Source organism: Paenibacillus sp. fava2 (assembly GCF_058313675.1).
The window spans coordinates 4,993,942-5,013,673 of record NZ_CM177755.1 but is presented as its reverse complement, the minus strand read 5'-3'; the positions used below and the strand labels follow the sequence as shown (position 1 = coordinate 5,013,673).

General features: G+C 49.2%; 20 protein-coding genes. 17 read left to right on the top strand and 3 right to left on the bottom strand.

All coding sequences use genetic code 11. The features are described 5' to 3' along the window. Positions 1-72 precede the first annotated feature (72 nt). The 14 genes from nusB to AC4G46_RS22085 all read left to right on the top strand — a co-directional run bounded on the left by nusB (position 73) and on the right by AC4G46_RS22085 (position 13,479). The gene (gene nusB / locus AC4G46_RS22150; RefSeq protein ID WP_491124606.1) at positions 73-522 is read left to right on the top strand and encodes a transcription antitermination factor NusB; all 450 of its coding nucleotides are present in this window, start codon (positions 73-75) and stop codon (positions 520-522) included. Between the two features lie 179 nt (positions 523-701). Continuing rightward, positions 702-1,559 (top strand): bifunctional methylenetetrahydrofolate dehydrogenase/methenyltetrahydrofolate cyclohydrolase FolD, encoded by an 858-nt coding sequence (folD, locus tag AC4G46_RS22145; protein WP_491124605.1) that lies wholly within the window; start codon positions 702-704, stop codon positions 1,557-1,559. Between the two features lie 9 nt (positions 1,560-1,568). Further along, complete coding sequence (gene xseA / locus AC4G46_RS22140) at positions 1,569-2,954, top strand: exodeoxyribonuclease VII large subunit (RefSeq protein WP_491124604.1); 1,386 nt, start codon at positions 1,569-1,571, stop codon at positions 2,952-2,954. Beyond that, positions 2,926-3,183: an exodeoxyribonuclease VII small subunit gene (gene xseB, locus AC4G46_RS22135; RefSeq protein WP_068722135.1), complete on the top strand. Its 258-nt coding sequence runs from the start codon at positions 2,926-2,928 to the stop codon at positions 3,181-3,183. Before xseA ends, xseB begins: the two co-directional genes overlap by 29 nt. 13 nt (positions 3,184-3,196) lie before the next feature. Further along, positions 3,197-4,114: a polyprenyl synthetase family protein gene (locus AC4G46_RS22130; RefSeq protein ID WP_491128952.1), complete on the top strand. Its 918-nt coding sequence runs from the start codon at positions 3,197-3,199 to the stop codon at positions 4,112-4,114. Between the two features lie 94 nt (positions 4,115-4,208). Next, positions 4,209-6,116, top strand: a complete 1,908-nt coding sequence (gene dxs, locus AC4G46_RS22125) for a 1-deoxy-D-xylulose-5-phosphate synthase (protein ID WP_491124603.1) — start codon at positions 4,209-4,211, stop codon at positions 6,114-6,116. A gap of 46 nt (positions 6,117-6,162) precedes the next feature. Next, complete coding sequence (locus AC4G46_RS22120; protein WP_491124602.1) at positions 6,163-7,044, top strand: TlyA family RNA methyltransferase; 882 nt, start codon at positions 6,163-6,165, stop codon at positions 7,042-7,044. Between the two features lie 150 nt (positions 7,045-7,194). Further along, the gene (locus AC4G46_RS22115) at positions 7,195-7,626 is read left to right on the top strand and encodes a hypothetical protein (protein WP_491124601.1); all 432 of its coding nucleotides are present in this window, start codon (positions 7,195-7,197) and stop codon (positions 7,624-7,626) included. 28 nt (positions 7,627-7,654) lie between these two features. Next, complete coding sequence (ahrC, locus tag AC4G46_RS22110; protein ID WP_491124600.1) at positions 7,655-8,104, top strand: transcriptional regulator AhrC/ArgR; 450 nt, start codon at positions 7,655-7,657, stop codon at positions 8,102-8,104. A 60-nt stretch (positions 8,105-8,164) separates the two neighbouring features. Next, entirely contained in the window at positions 8,165-9,892 is a 1,728-nt protein-coding gene (gene recN / locus AC4G46_RS22105; RefSeq protein ID WP_491124599.1) for a DNA repair protein RecN, read from the top strand. A gap of 138 nt (positions 9,893-10,030) precedes the next feature. Then, entirely contained in the window at positions 10,031-11,143 is a 1,113-nt protein-coding gene (gene spoIVB / locus AC4G46_RS22100; protein ID WP_491124598.1) for a SpoIVB peptidase, read from the top strand. Between the two features lie 197 nt (positions 11,144-11,340). After that, a complete protein-coding gene (spo0A, locus tag AC4G46_RS22095; protein WP_491124597.1) occupies positions 11,341-12,171 on the top strand; it encodes a sporulation transcription factor Spo0A in 831 nt (276 codons plus the stop codon). Between the two features lie 177 nt (positions 12,172-12,348). Next, on the top strand, positions 12,349-12,816 hold the full coding sequence (locus AC4G46_RS22090) for a hypothetical protein (protein ID WP_491124596.1): 468 nt from the start codon (positions 12,349-12,351) through the stop codon (positions 12,814-12,816). Positions 12,817-12,873: 57 nt separating this feature from the next. Next, on the top strand, positions 12,874-13,479 hold the full coding sequence (locus AC4G46_RS22085; protein ID WP_491124595.1) for a hypothetical protein: 606 nt from the start codon (positions 12,874-12,876) through the stop codon (positions 13,477-13,479). 59 nt (positions 13,480-13,538) lie between these two features. Here AC4G46_RS22085 and AC4G46_RS22080 read toward each other — a convergent pair whose 3' ends face one another. Beyond that, positions 13,539-15,281 carry an ABC-F family ATP-binding cassette domain-containing protein gene (locus tag AC4G46_RS22080; RefSeq protein ID WP_491128951.1) on the bottom strand — a complete coding sequence of 581 codons (1,743 nt, stop codon included), beginning with the start codon at positions 15,279-15,281 and terminating at the stop codon, positions 13,539-13,541. A gap of 369 nt (positions 15,282-15,650) precedes the next feature. Here AC4G46_RS22080 and AC4G46_RS22075 point away from each other — a divergent pair, with 369 nt between their 5' ends. The 3 genes from AC4G46_RS22075 to AC4G46_RS22065 all read left to right on the top strand — a co-directional run bounded on the left by AC4G46_RS22075 (position 15,651) and on the right by AC4G46_RS22065 (position 18,801). Further along, positions 15,651-17,183: an MATE family efflux transporter gene (locus AC4G46_RS22075; protein ID WP_491124594.1), complete on the top strand. Its 1,533-nt coding sequence runs from the start codon at positions 15,651-15,653 to the stop codon at positions 17,181-17,183. A 20-nt stretch (positions 17,184-17,203) separates the two neighbouring features. Continuing rightward, positions 17,204-18,208: a glycosyltransferase gene (locus tag AC4G46_RS22070; protein ID WP_491124593.1), complete on the top strand. Its 1,005-nt coding sequence runs from the start codon at positions 17,204-17,206 to the stop codon at positions 18,206-18,208. 284 nt (positions 18,209-18,492) lie between these two features. Continuing rightward, positions 18,493-18,801 carry a hypothetical protein gene (locus AC4G46_RS22065; RefSeq protein WP_068722148.1) on the top strand — a complete coding sequence of 103 codons (309 nt, stop codon included), beginning with the start codon at positions 18,493-18,495 and terminating at the stop codon, positions 18,799-18,801. 134 nt (positions 18,802-18,935) lie between these two features. Here AC4G46_RS22065 and sda read toward each other — a convergent pair whose 3' ends face one another. After that, positions 18,936-19,115: a sporulation histidine kinase inhibitor Sda gene (sda, locus tag AC4G46_RS22060; protein WP_068722149.1), complete on the bottom strand. Its 180-nt coding sequence runs from the start codon at positions 19,113-19,115 to the stop codon at positions 18,936-18,938. A 214-nt stretch (positions 19,116-19,329) separates the two neighbouring features. Next, positions 19,330-19,665 (bottom strand): LytTR family DNA-binding domain-containing protein, encoded by a 336-nt coding sequence (locus AC4G46_RS22055; RefSeq protein ID WP_068722150.1) that lies wholly within the window; start codon positions 19,663-19,665, stop codon positions 19,330-19,332. Positions 19,666-19,732: the final 67 nt, after the last annotated feature.

Sequence of the window (19,732 nt, the reverse complement as noted above, 5' to 3'; positions counted from 1 at the left end):
AAGGTAATGAATAAGTTGACGGAAACAATGCTTTACGATATAAAATGCGAGATAAGATTGTAGGAGGAACACATGAAGAGACGTTTAGCAAGAGAGATTATTGTCCAGAGCCTGTACCAGATGGAAATGAATGATGTGGATAGTGCAGAAGCGGTAGAAATGCTGATTGCTGAGGCATCCGAGGAAAATGAAAGCGAGCATGTCATCACAGACGAGATAGAGCTGAAGGCGTATGTCGTGCAGCATGTGAACGGCGTATGGGAGCATAAAGTGGCCATCGACGATATGCTGGAGCATTACCTGAAGGGCTGGCAGATGAGCCGTTTGTCACGGGTAGACCGCCAAATTCTGCGTCTGGCAACCTTTGAAATGGTCTTCGCAGACGATGTGCCCGCCAAGGTTGCGGTCAACGAGGCGATCGATCTGGCCAAGCATTTCGGCACAGAGGACTCCGGCAAATTCGTGAACGGTGTACTCGGCAAAATGATCCAGGAAATTGACAAGCTGAAAAGTGAGCTGTAAGGCCGGAGAAGTACCCGGCAGGCACCAGGGAAGCAAACCAGCGGTAACTGGCCGGTAAGGCTGGCATATCCCGGCAGAAGACAAGCAGTATACGATTAGCAGACAAGCAGTATCCCGCATTACCAGCCATTCATGGTTCAATCACACTTCTTGAGCAGATAAAAAGGGGAGAGACTTACATGACAGCAGCAATCATCAGCGGTAAACAGGTATCCGACGAAATTCGTATTGACATCGCACAGCAGGTGAAGGACCTGGCAGAGCACGGCGTAAAGCCCGGTCTTGCTGTCGTTCTAGTCGGTGAAGACCCGGCATCCCAGGTCTACGTCCGGAATAAGGAGAAATCCAGCACCGAGCTTGGCTTCCACTCGGAAGTGCACAGACTTGATGCATCTACAACCCAGGAAGAGCTGCTTGCCCTGGTGGCAGAGCTGAACAGCCGTAATGATATCGACGGTATCCTTGTTCAGCTGCCGCTGCCTAAGCATATCGAGGAGAAGGCGGTTATTGACGCCATTGCTGTGGAGAAGGATGTAGACGGCTTCCATCCGATCAATGTGGGCAATCTGGTTATCGGTGATGACAGCCTGCTGCCTTGTACACCTGCAGGTTGTATTGAGCTGATCAAGCGGACGGGAACCGGAATTTCCGGCAAGCATGCGGTCGTAATCGGCCGAAGCAATATCGTCGGCAAGCCGGTCTCCCTGCTGCTGCAGCGCGAGAATGCGACTGTAACCATGTGCCATTCCCGTACGGCGAACATGGCTGAAATCTGCCGCCAGGCGGACATTCTGGTCGTAGCTATCGGCCGGGCGAATTTCATTGACGGCTCGTATGTGAAACCGGGCGCTGTGGTTATTGACGTCGGCATGAACCGGCTGGATAACGGCAAGCTTGCCGGAGATGTGGACTATGAGAGCGCGAAGGAAGTTGCCGGATATATTACACCTGTACCGGGCGGTGTAGGCCCGATGACTATTACCATGCTGATGAGCAATACGCTGATTGCGGCCAAACGCCGCCGCGGCCTGGAATAGGAGCTGCTTATGGCGGCAGAACGGCAAGTCTTATCCATTAAAGATCTTAACAAATATATCCGCATGAAGCTGGATTCGGATGTGCTCCTGTCAGATGTGTGGGTGCGCGGGGAAATTTCCAACTTCACTCATCACGGCAGCGGGCACATGTATTTCACGCTGAAGGATGAGAGCAGCCGGATCAAGTCGATCATGTTCGCCTCCCATAACCAGCGCCTGCCCTTTGTTCCGAAGGAAGGGACCAAGGTTATCGCCAGAGGCAATGTAACAGTGTATGAACGGGATGGGCAATACCAGTTCTACGCAACCCATATGCAGCCCGACGGCATCGGCAGCCTGTACATGGCTTACGAGCAGCTCAAGCGGAAGCTGGAGCAGGAAGGGCTGTTTGCGGCGGAACGCAAGCGCCCGCTGCCGCGCTTCCCACGCGTCGTGGGGGTTGTCACCTCACCGACCGGGGCGGCTGTACGGGATATTATCATCACGCTGCAGCGGCGCTTTCCGCAGGTAGCGGTGGTGCTGTATCCCGTGCTGGTGCAGGGCAAAGGGGCTGGGCCTTCCATCGTGAAGGCGATCCAGAACCTGAACGCCATGGGCGAGGCCGATGTACTGATCGTCGGCCGCGGTGGCGGCTCACTGGAGGAACTGTGGGCCTTCAATGAAGAAGCCGTAGCGCGGGCGATTGCCGGCTCCGGCATTCCGGTGATCTCGGCAGTCGGTCATGAGACCGACTTCACGATCGCCGATTTCGCCGCCGATTTGCGGGCGGCGACCCCTACAGCGGCGGCTGAGCTGGCTGTGCCGCATGCCGCCGAGCTCGCCTCGCAGCTGCGCACGGCACAGCTGCGGCTGCGCCAGGGCCTGCTGCGCCGCTCCCAGCGCGGCGGCGAGCGCCTGGCCTCGCTGCAGCGCTCGCTGGCGCTGGTCGGCCCCCGCCGCCAGCTGGCCCAGCACGCGCAGCGGCTGGACATGCTGCGCGCGGCGCTTAGCCGCGCAGCCGAGACCCGGCACCGCCGGGCGCAGGAGCGCCAGGCGGTGGTGCGTGCAAGGCTGCAGCGGTTCCACCCGCAGGCCAGCGTGAATGCGGCCCGGCAGCGCACCGAGGGCATCACCCGCCAATTGGCGGGGGCGATGCAGGCGCGCCTGCGGGACAAGCGTGCGCGTTACGTCTCGGAGCTGCGCTCACTCGACGCGCTCAGCCCGCTGAAGGTCATGTCGCGCGGATACAGCCTCGTCTATGACGAGAAGGAAGAGCATTTAATCAAATCGCTAAAGGAAGTTGAGCTCGGCGATGTGGTCAACATAAAGCTGAATGACGGACAGCTTAGCTGCCAGGTCTGGGGAATGAAGGAGGATGGCAAAGACGATGACAAAGGAAGCGGAACTGGATTTTGAAGGGGCAATGGAGCAGCTGGAGGCAATCGTCCGTGAGCTTGAGCACGGCGACGTTCCCCTGGAGAAGGCCATTGACCTGTTTCAGCAGGGCATGAAGCTGTCACAGCTGTGCGGAAGCAAGCTGGAGCAGGTGGAGCGCAAGATCGAAATGATTACCGAGATGGACGGGGAGCTGCGCAAGAAGCCTTTCGGCGCCCGGCTGGAAGGGGACAGCGATGAGCAGGTCTGAGCATAACGCGGAAATGAATGCTGCAGGCGGGGAGCGCCAGCCGCTCCCGGAATATATCGGAGGAGTAACGGAAGCGGTCCTGCAGGAGCTGGAGACTACCCTCCCGCAAGGCTGGGCCGTCCCGGGCAATTTGAAGGATGCGATGAACTATTCATTGCAGGCCGGAGGCAAGCGCCTGCGTCCGCTGCTGGTTGTCGCAGCCTGCGAAGCGCTTGGCGGCAGACGGGAAGCGGCGCTGCCGGTAGCAGCAGCCATTGAGATGGTGCATACCTATTCGCTGATTCATGATGATCTTCCGGCGATGGATAATGATGATTACCGGCGTGGCAAGCTCACGAGTCATAAAGTATTCGGCGAAGCAACGGCTATTCTGGCCGGTGATGCGCTGCTGACCCATGCGTTTTACAGCGTGGTCCAGGCTTCCCGCCGTTATGGCGTGCCTGCAGAGCAGGTGCTCTCCATTGTCGAGGAGCTGGCCGAAATGGCCGGTCCGCGCGGTATGGTCGGCGGACAGGTAGCCGATATGGAAGGCGAGCAGGGGCTCACCAGTCTGGAGCAGCTACAGTATATCCACCGCCACAAGACCGGCGATCTGATCGTATTCTCCGTGCTGGCCGGCGGACGGATCGCCGGTGCAGACCCTGCGCAGCTTGAAGCGCTGCGTGAATTCGGCACACAGATCGGCCTGGCTTTCCAGGTGCAGGATGATATCCTTGACCTGGTCGGCGACGAAGGCAAGCTCGGCAAGAAGACGGGCAGCGACATCAAGCAGCAAAAGGTGACTTACCCGTTCTTCATCGGGCTGGAGGCCTCACGCGCTGAAGTGGAGCGGCTGACGGAAGCTGCCCGCAGCGCTGTGCTCGGCGGGGGCTTCAAGGACGATTCACGCCTGCTGGAAATTGCATCTTATCTGATGTCCAGAGACCATTAAAGAAAATTCCGAAGCGGCTGTATTTCGACAGCCGTTTCGTTTGTGTTATAATGGGGTTTATATTTTACAACATCTAGGAAAGCGGGGAAGACTCGTGCTGCTTCCAAATATAAATGATCCGCAGCAACTCAAATCTTTATCAGTGCCAGAGCTGAACTCCCTTGCAGAGGAGATTCGTACGTTTCTGATCGAGAAGCTGACTGTGACCGGCGGGCATCTGGGATCCAACCTGGGGGTAGTGGAGCTTACGCTGGCGCTGCATTACTGCTATGACAGTCCCCGGGATAAAATGATATATGATGTAGGACACCAGGCTTATGTCCACAAAATCCTGACCGGACGGCAGGACCGCTTCGACACGCTCCGCAAGAAGGACGGACTGTGCGGCTTTGTGAAGCGCTCGGAGAGCGAGCATGATGTCTGGGAAGCCGGACACAGCAGCACCTCTCTGTCTGCAGCTATGGGTATGGCCATGGCGCGTGACCTCAAGGGCGAGGACAACAAGGTTATTGCTGTGATCGGTGACGGTGCGCTGACCGGCGGGATGGCCTTTGAAGCGCTGAATCATATCGGGCATGAACGCCGCAAGCTGATGGTAATCCTGAACGATAATGAGATGTCCATTGCGCCGAACGTCGGGGCGATGCACAATTACCTGAGCAAAATCCGTTCAGACCGCCATTACCTGCGGGCCAAGGATGAAGTGGAAGGGCTGCTGCGGAGAATTCCGGCAATCGGCGGCAAGCTGGCCAAGACGGCTGAGAAGCTGAAGGACAGCCTTAAGTATATGATGGTACCCGGCGTGCTGTTCGAGGAGCTTGGCTTCACCTATCTCGGGCCGGTAGACGGTCATGATATTGAGAAGATGATCGACACCTTCCATCAGGCGGACAATGTACACGGGCCAGTGCTGGTGCATGTGCTGACCACCAAAGGCAAAGGCTACAAACCGGCTGAGACCGATTTCTACAAATCACATGCCATTTCTCCATACAAAATTGAATCCGGACAATCCCTTAAGGCGGTCGATAAGCCGCCGATGTACACTGAGGTATTCGGGGAGGCGCTGATTGAGCTGGGCCGTGAGGATAAACGCCTGATCGCGGTCACTCCGGCCATGCCGGGAGGCTCCGGCCTGTTCCCGTTCGCCAAGGAATTCCCGGACCGGATGATTGATGTCGGCATCGCCGAGCAGCATGCGGCAACGCTCTGCGCAGCGCTGGCTATGGAAGGAATGAAGCCGGTATATGCGGTGTATTCCACCTTCATGCAGCGGGCCTATGATCAGATTCTGCATGACATCTGCCGCCACAACGCCAATGTGATGTTCGCCATTGACCGTGCAGGCTTTGTCGGTGCGGATGGCGAGACCCATCAGGGCGTCTATGATATCGCTTTTATGCGTCATATCCCGAATATGGTTATCATGATGCCTAAGGATGAGAACGAGCTGCGCCACATGATGAAGACGGCGCTGGAATACAATGACGGACCGATTGCTTACCGTTATCCGCGGATTGACGGAACAGGTGTGGCTCTGGACAAGGAGATGCATACGATTCCGATTGGCTCATGGGAACGCCTGCGTACCGGCGACGATTACGCTGTGCTTGCCTGCGGGCCGATGGTTCAGGTTGCCGAAGAAGCGGCAGAGCTCTTGAAGCGTGAAGGTATTCAGGTTGGAGTCGTAAATGCACGCTTCCAGAAGCCGCTTGACAACTCAATGCTGCTCGAGCTGGCTAATGCCGGAACCTCAATGATTGTTATGGAGGAGGCAAGCGAAGCGGGCAGTCTGGGCAGCGCCGTGCTGGAGTTCTTTGCATCCCAGGAGATATATGATGCAAGGGTGCATCTGATGGGCGTGCCGGATATCTTTATTGAGCATGGCTCCGTCAAAGAGCAGCGCCAGCAGACCGGCCTGACCGTTGAAGCCTTGTGTGCACGGATCAAAGCGATGAAGGCACTGAGCAAATATACGTACAAGTCGACTTCTACTTCCTGAATAACGGAAGTGGAAGCCGGCGACCAAGAACGATCAGGAGATGAACATGGAACACCCTAAAGAACGGATTGATGTATTACTGGTGGAGCAGGGCTTTTATGAAAGCCGTGAAAAGGCGAAGGCCGCCATTATGGCCGGTCTTGTACTGGCGGACGAGGAGCGGATCGAGAAAGCGGGCATGAAGGTGCTGCGCAGCTCTGTCCTGAAAGTAAAAGGAGCTGTACACCCTTATGTCAGCCGCGGCGGTCTCAAGCTGGAGAAAGCGCTCCGCAAATTTGAGATCAGCCTGACCGGACGCGTCATGCTGGACATCGGCTCCTCCACCGGGGGTTTCACCGACTGCGCCCTGCAGCATGGGGCAAGTCATGTCTATGCCATTGATGTCGGCTATAACCAGCTGGACTGGAGCCTGCGCAATGATGAGCGGGTAAGCGTAATGGAGCGGACGAATTTCCGTTACATGACACCTCAGGATCTGCTGGGTCCTGTGCCTGATTTTGCGAGCATTGATGTTTCCTTTATCTCGCTCAAAATCATTCTTCCCCCGCTCAAAGCGCTGCTTAGCCGCCCGGCGGATATTGCCGCGCTTATTAAGCCGCAGTTCGAGGCTGGCCGGGAAAAGGTCGGTAAATCAGGCGTTGTGCGTGATCCTGCGGTACATAAGGAAGTACTGGTCAATGTACTGACTATGGCGGAAGAGCTGGGTTACCGGCTTGAAAATCTGACCTTCTCGCCGATTACCGGCGGTGAAGGAAATATTGAATTTCTGGCACACTGGAAGCTGACGGATGATTCAGCAGAGTCAGAAGCACTGTCTGCTCCCCGTTATACGGCTGACAGCTTCGCGCTGCTGGCTGATACCGTCATTAAAGAAGCGGCTTCGACCTTTACTGCGTCTGCTAACGGAAACTCATCGAAGAAACGATGAGTTTCTTTTGCTTGAAAAGTCATATTTTACACAAGACTAATAATCAGCTGGCGCTGACGTATAGCAGGAGTTCCCGGCAGTCTGGGCGAATAAATCACCGAGGTGATTTGCGTGGCAAGCTCTGACAAAGCCGTTGTGGCGCTTATTGGATTGGCAGTTGTGATATTTCTGGTATACCGGATTTATCTCTGGCTGCAGAGCTCGCCGGATTCCTTCCTGAAGGACCGGGTGCCGATCAACAATGATATTGCTCCCCACCCGTCCATTGAGTGGCTGGAGGCAGCAGGATATGAGGTGATTGGCGGCAAGCTCAAGATCCCGCTTTCTTTTAATGTAGACGGTGCCCCCATGTACAGCCGGCTGTTTATTGATTACATAGCCTCCAAAGAGGACGGCTCCTATTACCTGGTCATTCTGTCCAGGCCCCGCAAGGAGCTGGAGTTTACAGGGAGCGCACTCCGGGATGCACTTCTGCCTTATTTGCTGATTTATCCTGACTGCAGCGGAGTGCTGTATGTCAACACGGTGTCCTCTGCCATCCATGTGATTTCTTTTGGCAGGGATGACGGAGAGTCCGCTTAATATTCATTTTTATAATACAGGAGGCACTATGAAGGGACACAGGCATATCAAGATTCGTGAAATTATCACACAGAAGGAAATCGAAACACAGGATGAGCTGGTGGACGAGCTGCGCGAAGCAGGGTTTCAGGTCACACAGGCAACTGTATCGCGTGATATCAAGGAGCTGCTCCTGATTAAGGTGCCTATGGATGACGGGAGATACAAATATTCCCTGCCGACGGACCAGCGTTACAATCCGACCCAGAAGCTCAAAAGAGTACTGGTGGACAATTTCGTCCATATCGATTCCTCGGGCAACCTGGTGGTCATGAAATGTCTTCCGGGGACTGCCAACTCGGTGGCTGCGTTAATTGACAACATTGACTGGCCGCAGATTATGGGTACGATATCCGGCGATGATACCATTCTGATCATTTGCCGTCTGCCGGAGGACAGCAAGAATGTCATTTCGCAGATCATGGGATATATCTCCTGAAATAAATAGACGCAGCATCAATCCATTCATGGGAATCATCTTTTCGGAGGTGCAGTTATAGTGTTAGAAACGTTATCGATCCGCAATCTGGCCGTTGTTGAAGCGGTAGATGTGCATTTTTATCCCGGATTTCATGTGCTTACAGGGGAAACAGGCGCCGGGAAATCCATTATTATTGATGCGCTTGCGCTTGTAGCCGGCGGACGGGGCTCTGCGGACTCTATCCGTTACGGCTGTGACAAGGCGGAAATGGAAGCGCTGTTCAGCCTGCCAGCCGGTCATCCGGTATGGGAGACGCTGGAGCGTCTGGGCATTGACGCCCAGCCTGAAGAGCATCTGATTATCCGGCGTGAGATTACTTCAACAGGCAAAAGCACATCACGTGTTAACGGACAGATGGTCAATCTCAGCATGCTGCGGGAAATCGGAGAACAGCTGGTCAACATTCACGGCCAGCATGAGCACCAGAACCTGCTGAAGGCCGAGCGTCATCTTGGGCTGCTGGATACTTACGGTGAAGCGGTAATCGGTCCGCTGAAGGCTGACTATCAGGAGAAGTATACCGCTTTTGCCAAGGTGGAGAAGGAATTGCGGGAGCTTCAGGAGTCCAGCCAAAAGGCTTATCAAATGCTGGATTTGTACCGCTTTCAGCTTGAGGAAATTTCTTCTGCACGATTAAAACCGGGAGAAGATGAATTACTTGCCGAAGAACGGGTCAAACTATCCCACAGCGAGAAAATGATGGATTCGGTATCCGGTGCATATGACCTGCTGTATGACAAACAGGGGCTGGAATCCATCAACAAAGTCATCTCCCGGCTGGAGGATGCGGTTCGTTATGACGAAAAGGGGCTGCGGGCTTTACTGGAGCAGCTGCAGTCATCCTATTACCAGCTGGAGGATGCTGCTTTTCAACTGCGGGATTACCGGGAGGACATTGAATTCAATCCGGTGCGGCTGGAGGAGATCGAGAACCGTCTCGATCTGATTAATGGCCTCCGCCGCAAATATGGAGACAGTGTGGAACAGATTCTGGCGTATTATGATCAGATACACCGGGAAACGGACCTGCTGGAGAATAAGGATGAATACATCGAGAAGCTGAGCGTGAAGCGCAACAGCCTGCTCACCACTTTAATGGAAGCCGCAGAGGTGCTCACTGAAGCGCGCAGACAATGTGCGGCAGACCTTGCTACCCAGGTCGAAGGAGAGCTTAAGGATCTGCAGATGGAGCGGACATCTCTGCAGGTCAAGCTGGATCTTCTGGAGGACCCGCGCGGCGTGGAGTACAAGGAGCGCCGGTACCGGCTGACCCGTCAGGGCATCGACAGTGCGGAGTTCATGATCTCGCCGAACCCGGGTGAGCCGCTGCGGCCGCTTGGCAAAATCGCTTCCGGCGGTGAGCTGTCACGGATTATGCTGGCGATGAAGAGTATTTTTGCCCGTACGGATGCTATTCCTGTTCTGGTCTTTGATGAAGTGGATACAGGGGTAAGCGGACGCGCGGCCCAGTCCATTGCGGACAAGCTGTTCAAGCTGTCGTCCACCTGCCAGGTGTTCTCGATTACCCATCTGCCGCAGGTGGCCTGTATGGCCGATCATCAGTACCTGATCCGTAAAAAGGTTGAGGACGGCCGGACCATGACCGAGGTCGATTTTCTTAACGAGAGCGGGCGGATTATGGAGCTTGCCCGGATGCTGGGCGGCGTCGAAATTACCGAAAAAACACTGCATCACGCCCAGGAAATGCTCAGTCTGGCCGAGGCCAGCAAAGCAGCCATAAGCTAGGCGGGACAATGATTGACAGTAATAAAAGCCTGGGGGCAAGGTTATCTTATAGGTACGCAATTGGCGACCACCTTTTTCGTCAAGCGAAAGAAGCAAAAGGGAGCGTGACAGCCATTGAAGCCGAACCTCAGGAAGTTAATGCCCGGCCTTTTATTCACCTTCTTTCTCAGCTTATCCGGTGTAGCAGGTCCCGTCCAGAGTTATGCCTCACCGCTTGACCCGCAGCCGGCCAAACCGGCGGTCCAAGCGGCAGATCAGGAGCTCAAGGTAATCCCGGGGGGACAGACGATCGGGGTGAAAGTGAAGTCGGCAGGTGTTCTTGTTGTTGGCCATCATCTAATTGAAGTATCTGAGCAGTCCAAGCTTTCACCCGGAGAAAACAGCGGTCTGGTACCCGGAGATCTTATGATTTCCATCGACGGTGTGAAGCTCAATGAGGTATCCAAGGTAGCGAAGCTGGTCGAGCGGGCCGGAAAGTCAGGTGAAACCTTGACCATCGTGTACAAACGCGCCGGCAAGGAGCATACAGCCAGGCTGAAGCCCGCGTATGACCGTAATGACAAGGTGTGGAGACTGGGGCTGTACATCCGCGATTCCGCGGCTGGTGTCGGCACACTGACCTTTTATGCTCCGGAGCAGGGAGTGTACGGCGCTCTGGGCCATGTCATTACGGACATGAATACCGGAACCCCAATTGTGGTCGGCAGCGGGCACATTGTGCAGTCCACGGTCACCTCCATCTCCAAGAGCCAGGATGGCGATCCGGGTGAGAAGCGGGCTGTTTTTCTCAAGGAAAGCCAGGTGCTGGGTAATGTGCAGAGCAATACGGATTTCGGTATCTTCGGTAAAATGACCAAGAACCCTGAGCACAGTCTTTACAAGCAGCCGATTCCGATCGCGAAGAGCAGTGAAGTGAAGGAAGGCCCGGCGCAGATTCTAACGGTTGTTGATGGCCAGCAGGTGGAGCGGTTCAATGTGGAGATTATCCATGTCGCTCATCAGCAGACTCCGGCCACCAAAGGGCTTGTGCTGCGTATTACCGATCCGCGTCTAATTGATAAGACCGGCGGTATTGTCCAGGGCATGAGCGGTAGCCCGATCGTACAGGACGGCCGATTAATCGGTGCAGTTACCCACGTATTTGTCAATGATCCGAAGTCAGGCTATGGCTGCTTTATCGAGTGGATGCTAAAAGATTCCGGTGTCACCGGGCAAACTGATCTTTCCCCATATAATCTTAAGGCGGTATAGCCTTAAGATTTTTTTGTCGAAGCTCAGCGATATAAATCGAAAGTTGAAATAAAATATTTAATTATAATCCAACGGCGAAAAAAAATAAAGAAAAATAATTTTCGACAGAAGGATATTTGAAGGGCATGTCGAAAACCTAAGGAGTGCGATAAAAATGTGGTAAAGAATAGCAGATATGAATAAGGAGGAAGCAGCCAGTGCAGAATATTGAAGTGTTGTTGGCAGATGATAATAGGGAATTCACAAACTTGCTAGCCGAATACATTACGGAACAGGAAGACATGACCGTTACAGGCATCGCTTATAATGGAGAAGAAGTGCTTCAGATGCTTAGCGGGGCAAGAAAGATTCCGGATGTACTGATCCTCGATATTATCATGCCGCACCTGGACGGACTCGGCGTTCTTGAACGCCTGCGTGATATGGATCTTAACCCGCAGCCGAAGATCATCATGCTGACTGCATTTGGTCAGGAGAACATCACTCAAAGAGCTGTGCAGCTTGGCGCGTCTTATTATATTTTGAAGCCGTTTGACATGGAGGTTCTGGCCAACCGTGTGCGCCAGCTCGTCGGTACACAGGGCAGCATGAGCAGTTCTTCAAATATGGCTGGCTTTGTCGGCTCACGTCCGTTGGCCTCATCAGGCACCAACGTAGTGCCGCTCTCCAAGGGCAAGAACCTGGACGCGAACATTACCTCCATTATTCATGAGATTGGTGTGCCTGCGCATATTAAAGGCTACCAGTATCTGCGTGAAGCGATCACCATGGTGTACAACAATATTGAAATCCTTGGGGCCATTACCAAAACACTATATCCGGCTATTGCAGAGAAGTTCAAAACCACGCCATCCCGTGTTGAACGGGCGATCCGCCATGCGATTGAAGTCGCCTGGACCCGTGGTAACATCGACAGCATCTCCCACTTATTCGGCTATACGATTAATATCTCCAAATCCAAGCCGACGAATTCCGAATTTATTGCCATGGTAGCCGACAAGCTGCGGATTGAGCATAAGGTGTCTTGAAAGGGTAAGGATCAGGATACGTAGAAGGAATGAAGTGGACTCCCACACCCGATAAACCTTTTTGGTTTATTGGGTTTTATTTTTGCAGGAAAAGCAATTCGAATGATTTGACAGTTTCGCATTATGTAATACAATTAGCTTGTTATAACGAAATACCCCATTAAAGGAGAATGTGTTTTGAAGGAAGAATCACTTCAGTATATTATCTATAAGCGCCGCGATTTCAAATTTAAATTAAAAGGCCAGACGATCTTTTTGTGTGCAGTAACCATAATTGCCAGTCTGATCTTAAACGGCGTCACCCGCAAAACAGGAATCATTTCAGGATCAGCGTTTATTGTTTGTCTGTTAGCATACATAGGTGTGGACAGTCTGCACAAAAAGCTGGCTGTTTCAAAAAGAAGAATCGTTATAGAAACGGGCTTTCCCATTAAAAATAATGTATTAACCGGTGTGCAGCAGGAACTGATATTGCTTGATATAGACTACGTTATTAACGGATCACGGCAAAAAAACAATCCATTTTCCGTCTTTTCGGATATTGCTGCCCTTAAAAGCAGGATTGAAAAAGGAGAAGCATTAACGGACACAGAAATGGAAGGCTTAAACGGAATATACTCAGTAGATGCTCTTAAAAAAATATAGAAGCCAAAGTATGCAGCAAATTCCGCAGCCGATGTGGTTATGATGGAGTGCAGGGTTATGGAAAAAGAGCTCAGTAAAATGATTATTCGCTGTTCATTTGTTTTAATAGGAGTCATTATTTTTGGTCTTGTGATCTATCCTGGCTTGTATAAGTATGATAAGTTAGATCAACGCTTTCCTGTTAAAATAAACCGGATCACAGGAGATGCAAAAATCCTGACGATAAATGGCTGGCAGGATGCAGATGATTACGATCATGTGCTGGATTTATTCGCCGAGTATAAACAGCAAGTTATGGATGCCATGGAAGGGCAGAGTGAATCCATCAAGAACGATGTAATGAACAGTGTCTTGAATGAACTGCAGCATGCAAAAAATGAAATTGTTAATTCAGCTCCCTCTGAAACAACTCAGCCAACGTACGCAGACGGAACATCAGTGTTTTATTCTGCAAATCATGATGCGAACGATTCTGAGAACGAAGCGACAACGTTAAAATTTGGGTTAGGCGATTCCAAAGATACGGTAAAGAAATCAATGGGAACGCCAGATCATATCACAAACGGTGGAGATACATGGTATTATGGATCAGCAATTATAAGCTTTAACAATGGTGTTGTTGAAGGATGGAACGACCAGTTAGGAGAACTGCATCTTAAATAACAGCAAAAAGACACTGAGAGCCTGCTCATCAGTGTCTTTTTCTTGTATATCAGCCGCCTTTACAGGAGCTTAATCAGCTCCTCAAGCTCCTCCGCCAACCCTTTTGCAACCTCAAAATTCTTTTCCTTCAAAGCCAGTTCAATTTTCATTTCCACTGCTTTTTTGTTTTGCTCTGCTTCTAAATAGTCTTTATCAAAATGACTGGCATAAATCATCTTTCTGAATTTGCGCATACTCATTTTTCTAATCGTCTTATCCTCAATGATCAGCACATAGTCCATTCCGTTTACGACAGAATAGAAGTCATGTGAAATCATAAGAATGGCACCTTTATACTCTTGGATAGCTTTCTCCAATGCGATTTGTGCATAGGTGTCCAAATGGCTTGTCGGTTCATCAAGCAGCAGTACATTTGCGTTACTGGCAGAAACCTTGGCCAATTGTAGCAGGTTTTTTTCTCCGCCGGATAACGATTCTATCTTTTGGGTAACGATTTCTCCTTCAAAGCCATAGTCAGTAAGATACGACCGCACTTGATCATAAGTATCGAATCCCGCTTCGATAAATTCCTCCAGTATGGTATTAGAATCGTTTAGTACTTCGCCTTGAAGCTGGGATAAGTAAGCCACTTTTGCATCAGGGTTTACTTCAATCGAACTGTGGTTATGCTTAACAATCTCCCGTAGCAAGGTTGTTTTCCCTGTACCGTTAGGACCGATAATGGCTACTTTATCCGAGGACTTGACCTCAAAGCTGACATTTTCTAAAAGCAGTTCATCAAAGGAAACGCTGTAATCATTAACTTTCATTACAACAGTGTCGTCTTCAAGTTCATGTTCCATGCCGAAACGGATCTTCGGTTGCTTAATATCGACGAACGGAGCTTTAATTCTGCGGGCTTCCAGTCGTTCCTGAAATTTCACTCTTGCTTTTAGCGCTCTGCCTCTGGATGCTTCCGAATTATAAGTTGCGCTGGCTCTAAGGTTATCAATGATATTGTCGTTCCGCTTGATTTCTTCCTCTTCAGCGAGTGCGAGCTCCTGTGATTCGATCTTAGTTTGAAGTAGAGAGAAATTATAATCTATATACCGCCCGTCAAACTCCTGAATCTCCATGTTTTCAAGGTGAATGATTTTGTTGAAGCAATGATTAAGCAAATAACGGTTATGTGTGATGACCAGCAGGATGCCTTTGTGGGAGTTGATAAGATTTTTGAGCGCATTTAGATTTTCAAAATCTAAGAATACATCCGGCTCGTCCATAATCATCAAGTCCGGACTGCTAAGCATTTCCTTCATGACTTGGATCAGCTTGAACTCTCCGCCGCTAAGCTCAGATACCCTTAGATCCTTCAGCTTCATGAGGTTTGCCAGGTTTAGCTTCTTATTAATGTTGCTTTCAAAATCATCTCCGCCGATCAACTCAAAAGCGTCTAACGCCAGTTGATACTTCTCCAGTAACGGCTCAATATCGGCGGATGTCTCCATTTCCGTGAGGACAGCGTTTATTTCATTTTGAATCTTAATAAATGCTTCTCCTATATATTCAAAAACCGTTGTTTCTTCAGATCTGTCCAGCTGTGAGAACTGGCTTACATACCCGATAGTGCAGGAAGGTTCTATCTCTAGCCTGCCTTCGTACAAATATCTTTCCGGATCCATCAATATATCGACCAGTGTGCTTTTCCCGCTGCCGCTTGTCCCTATAAAAGCGCAATGCTGTGCTTCTTCAAGGGTAAATGAAATGTTGTTATATAGTTCTTTTTGCGGAAACGAGAAGGATAAGTGTTCAACTTTTATCATCATATTACCTTTCCTTATAACCAAAATGGGGTCTATCATTATTGGATTGTGAGTGGCATTTAAGTTGTTAGAATAACACTGATTTCAGCTAACATCAATTCATTTTATTATAATATGCCATTGCTGATCCCGGTATATGATTCTACCCCGCTATAAAATGGTTAATTACAAAGCAGCTAATCTGTACCCGCCTGATAAATACATATGGTTTTACCGTTTTGGGCATCTAAAATTTAAATTTGCAACATTTTTCGACATGCAAATTAGGTTCATGCGTGTATAATCATTGTAAAAAATGAAAGGATTCAGTTATTTTCAAAACACCAATACATTGAAGCAATCACATTAGTGTGAAGGGGAAAGAGACGGATGGCCAAAAAAAGCATATTAAATGTATTGGTCGGTGTGCTAAGCCAATTGATCGTGATCGGACTGGGGTTCTATATCCCGCGGTTAATCATTCTTACCTATGGTTCGGAGGCTAACGGCCTGATAACGTCGGTAGTGCAGGTTATTACATACTTATCCTTACTGGAAGCAGGGGTAGGGGCTGCCTCCATACAGGCGCTTTACAAGCACATTGGAAATAACGACAAGCCCAAAATCAACGAAATTCTGACTGCAACCTCGTCTTATTACCGCAAAACAGGATGGTACTATTTTATCGCGGTCATCCTGATCTCGATCGGATATCCCCTTGTTGTCAGCTCCGGCTTCAGCAACTTCACAGTTATGGCCATTGTGTTATTAAGCGGATTGGGCGGGGCGGTTAATTACTATTTTCAGGGGAAGTTCAGGGTTCTATTGCTTGCTGAGGGCAAGAACTACATCGAGGCTTCCGTAACGGCACTCTCCACGATTGTGAACAACGTGATCCGAATCATTTTAATGCTGAACGGCTTTGATATTATTCTGGTTCAGGCGGTTTATTTTGTAATCACGATTGTTCAAATTATCGTATACCAGATCTATATGAAAAGGCATTACAAATGGATCAATTTCAAGACTACACCGGATTATCAGGCCATCAGCCAAAAGAATTCCGTTCTGATCCACGAGCTGTCTTATCTCGTATTTAAAAATACAGATGTTGTCCTGCTCACCCTGTTCACAAACCTGAAGGTTGTAAGTGTATATATGATGTACAATATGATCTTTGGCGTGGTGGAAAGAGTAACCTTTACGATCCGGGACAGCTTCAAGTTCGCTTTAGGCCAGAAATACAACAATAACTTTCCGAAATTTGTCAAGATGTTCAACCTCTTCGAGTCGTCCTACATCTCGCTGGTGTTTGCCCTGCTGACGATAACTACGATCCTGATCCTGCCTTTTATGAGGCTGTATACCTCAGGGATCGAAGATACCAATTATATTGATGTGCTCCTGCCTTTATTGTTTGCAGCGGTGAAGCTCCTGTTCAATGCCCGGTTATCTTCCGACCTGGTGATTGATATTGTCGGCCATTTCCGCAAAACACAGTGGAGATCGATTCTGGAGACATCTATAAACTTTGTTCTCTCCTTGATACTTGTGTTTCCGTATGGCGCCTACGGGGTGCTGTTTGGGACCATGGTCGCTTTAACTTACCGGCTAATTGATATAGTATGGTACACGAATAGCAAATTGTTGAAAAGAAGCTCCTGGATCACCTACAAAAAATGGATTATTAATTTGCTTGTTTCCGTGATAATCATTGCTGTAACGAAACAGTTTGATTTTATGGTAACTCCGCATTCATACACAATGTTCATTTTAGACGCTGCTGTGTTATCGGTTACGCTGGTCCCGCTGTTTTTTATAGCTGGCCTCTGGCTCAGCAGACCGGATGCCGGCATGCTGCAGGAAATGCTTGGTCCGCTCCTTGCCAAATTTAAAATCCGCAAAGCAGGGCGGCAATACTAAAAGAAGATGGGGGTATTAGAATGGAACCGCAAATCAGTATTATAGTTCCGGTGTATAATGTAGCTGACTATTTGCCGAAATGTATCGAATCGATACTGGCGCAGACCTTTACGGACTTTGAGTTGATTTTGATTAATGACGGCTCTCCGGACAAATCCCCTCAGATCTGTGACCATTATGCAAGTCAGGACAGCAGGGTGCATGTGATTCATAAAAAGAACGGCGGCGTCTCTGAAGCCAGAAACTGCGGGCTTGATATTGCCAGGGGCAAATATATCGGCTTTGCAGACAGTGATGACTGGCTGGCACCGGATATGTTTGAGCTATTGTACAACTTAAGCGAGAAGCATGACGCCGATATTTCCATTTGCGGCCACTACGTGGTGACAGATGATTCAACCGAACCGTTGTATGAATATTTTGAAGGAGAGATTGTTTACAGCAACGTGGAAGGCGTACAAAAGATCGTCGAGGATGTTGAAATTCAGAGCTACTTATGGAACAAGCTGTTCAAACGGGAGCTGTTCGAAAACCTCCGGTTCCCGGTCGGCAAAATCTATGAGGATCTGTGGGCCATGTATTTCCTGTTCAAAAACGCCAATAAATCCGTCCGGGTCTGGGACCCGAAATATTATTATCTGCAAAGAGGCGGCAGTATTACACAGGTATGGGATGACAACAGCTTCTATAACTACTACCTGGCTGTAATTGACCGTTACAATGATCTCAAATCAGACGGGAAGAATACCCCCTATCATGATATCTCCAAGCAATACCTGGATAATGTAGTGGAATACGGCTTTAACTATTACAATTATTACATCAAAAAAGGCATTAAGGTAAATGATGAGCGCTGCGAAGAGTTCATTGCCTTTTTAAAGAGTAACATCAATCCGTTTTTCCAGGATAATACCCTGGGCTTCAAAAATAAAATGAGCATCAGCCTGCTGTTCTTTAACAAGCGATTATATGCGCATTTATTCAAATTTGCATTCGTCGTACTTAGAAATAATAAAATCGGATAAGCAAGCTGAACCACACTCCTTTGTTGGAAATGAAAATCCAATAGAGGAGTGTTTTATTTTTGTGTTATGATAGTAGCAGGTGCAATTTATAAAGGGACAATCGTTGCATCTGAATTCAGCCAAGGCGGTATGGTATTAAAAAAAGTTGTGAAAGATATTCTTACAGAGTATTAAATGCGCCTTTTTAGCAAAAATGAATAATGTTGCCCTTTCTTGCAGCCATCTATTCATCCTGATCCATAAAGCCAACAAAAAATGGTTCGACAGAAAAGGGGAATCCACAAATGAGAATTAACGTAAAGTTTACTCCTAAGGGAAAAGCAGCGGTTGAGAATTTCAGCAATGAAGAGCTGCTGGAAATTTTTGCGCGGTATCTAAAGACCTTGACCAAGAAATATGACATTGAGGTTGATGTGCCGCATGAGGTCAACCACAATATAGTGGCGGACGGTACGGTCATTGTAATGGCACAGAATGTGAACTGTGATGTGGATACCTTCTTCAAGGAATTGAGCCGTGATATCAAAGTACCGCTCAAGAAGAGACTTGGCGGCAAATTGGACAATGTATTCAAGACAGAAGTTATAGAATAGCAGAACAGGAACGGATTATATCCGTTCCTGCACAAAAGCCATCCCTTCTTAAACAGAAGAGGATGGCTTTTGACTTGTGGTAAATATGCATCGCGAACAAAAATATATGTAGAAGTGTACCGATTGTATTGAATTCAAGCATCCAAATAATCCGAAGGTATTAATTTTCGTTCGGTCAGAATATTCATGATGATTTCAATAAAATCAGGTGAAGCCTTAGCCTCCACCGCCAATTCGTAGATGTTCAATAGCTGCTCGTCAGATAGTAGTTCGAGTGATGAGGGGCGCGGAGAAGGATGAAAATAATAATCCATTAGATTCCTCCATCAATAGGTATAATGATCCAAATTATAGCTAACTTATTTAAATGGTACCATTTGGAAGGAAATCCGTCTCCTGTCATTCACCCTGCGAATTACTCTTTACATAACATGGTTATTATGTCATAATATTTACCCATTTTACATTGAAGTATCCCGGCATCGAAGCGATACCGGGATGTTGAAATGATACGATACAGCAACTCATTCAATCTGCTGCTTCTTCTGATGATTCCGCAAGAAATCGCTTGATACGGGGTTCATTGGACTCCGATACCGTTGCAAATTGTTCACCTTCAATGAAGTGGACAATTTTGCGCTCGGCATCATACGCGTTCACCTTGTTCAGGCTAACGACGTTGTTACGGTCAAGGCGTTCGAATCCTTTACCCTTGTATGCAATCAGCAGATCGGAAAGAGTAGTGGGGAAAACAAATTCGCCTTCTTTCGTATGGACGAATATTGCATTTTTATAGCTGGAAAAATACAATATGTCTTCCTCCCTGATGTCCAGGGAAGAACCGTCGTTTTGTAAGACACGCATGTTTTCCCCATCCTTGTTGGATTACTTGCGGAGTTCTTTTGGTGCTTCTGGGCTGTGATAAAGTGGC

Coding starts and splice junctions, on each gene's coding strand:
- nusB (WP_491124606.1), top strand. CDS start 73: ATGAAGAGACGTTTAGCAAGAGAGATTATTGTCCAGAGCCTGTACCAG.
- folD (WP_491124605.1), top strand. CDS start 702: ATGACAGCAGCAATCATCAGCGGTAAACAGGTATCCGACGAAATTCGT.
- xseA (WP_491124604.1), top strand. CDS start 1,569: ATGGCGGCAGAACGGCAAGTCTTATCCATTAAAGATCTTAACAAATAT.
- xseB (WP_068722135.1), top strand. CDS start 2,926: ATGACAAAGGAAGCGGAACTGGATTTTGAAGGGGCAATGGAGCAGCTG.
- AC4G46_RS22130 (WP_491128952.1), top strand. CDS start 3,197: ATGAATGCTGCAGGCGGGGAGCGCCAGCCGCTCCCGGAATATATCGGA.
- AC4G46_RS22120 (WP_491124602.1), top strand. CDS start 6,163: ATGGAACACCCTAAAGAACGGATTGATGTATTACTGGTGGAGCAGGGC.
- ahrC (WP_491124600.1), top strand. CDS start 7,655: ATGAAGGGACACAGGCATATCAAGATTCGTGAAATTATCACACAGAAG.
- spoIVB (WP_491124598.1), top strand. CDS start 10,031: ATGCCCGGCCTTTTATTCACCTTCTTTCTCAGCTTATCCGGTGTAGCA.
- AC4G46_RS22085 (WP_491124595.1), top strand. CDS start 12,874: ATGGAAAAAGAGCTCAGTAAAATGATTATTCGCTGTTCATTTGTTTTA.
- AC4G46_RS22080 (WP_491128951.1), bottom strand. CDS start 15,281: ATGATAAAAGTTGAACACTTATCCTTCTCGTTTCCGCAAAAAGAACTA.
- AC4G46_RS22075 (WP_491124594.1), top strand. CDS start 15,651: ATGGCCAAAAAAAGCATATTAAATGTATTGGTCGGTGTGCTAAGCCAA.
- AC4G46_RS22070 (WP_491124593.1), top strand. CDS start 17,204: ATGGAACCGCAAATCAGTATTATAGTTCCGGTGTATAATGTAGCTGAC.
- AC4G46_RS22065 (WP_068722148.1), top strand. CDS start 18,493: ATGAGAATTAACGTAAAGTTTACTCCTAAGGGAAAAGCAGCGGTTGAG.
- sda (WP_068722149.1), bottom strand. CDS start 19,115: ATGGATTATTATTTTCATCCTTCTCCGCGCCCCTCATCACTCGAACTA.
- AC4G46_RS22055 (WP_068722150.1), bottom strand. CDS start 19,665: ATGCGTGTCTTACAAAACGACGGTTCTTCCCTGGACATCAGGGAGGAA.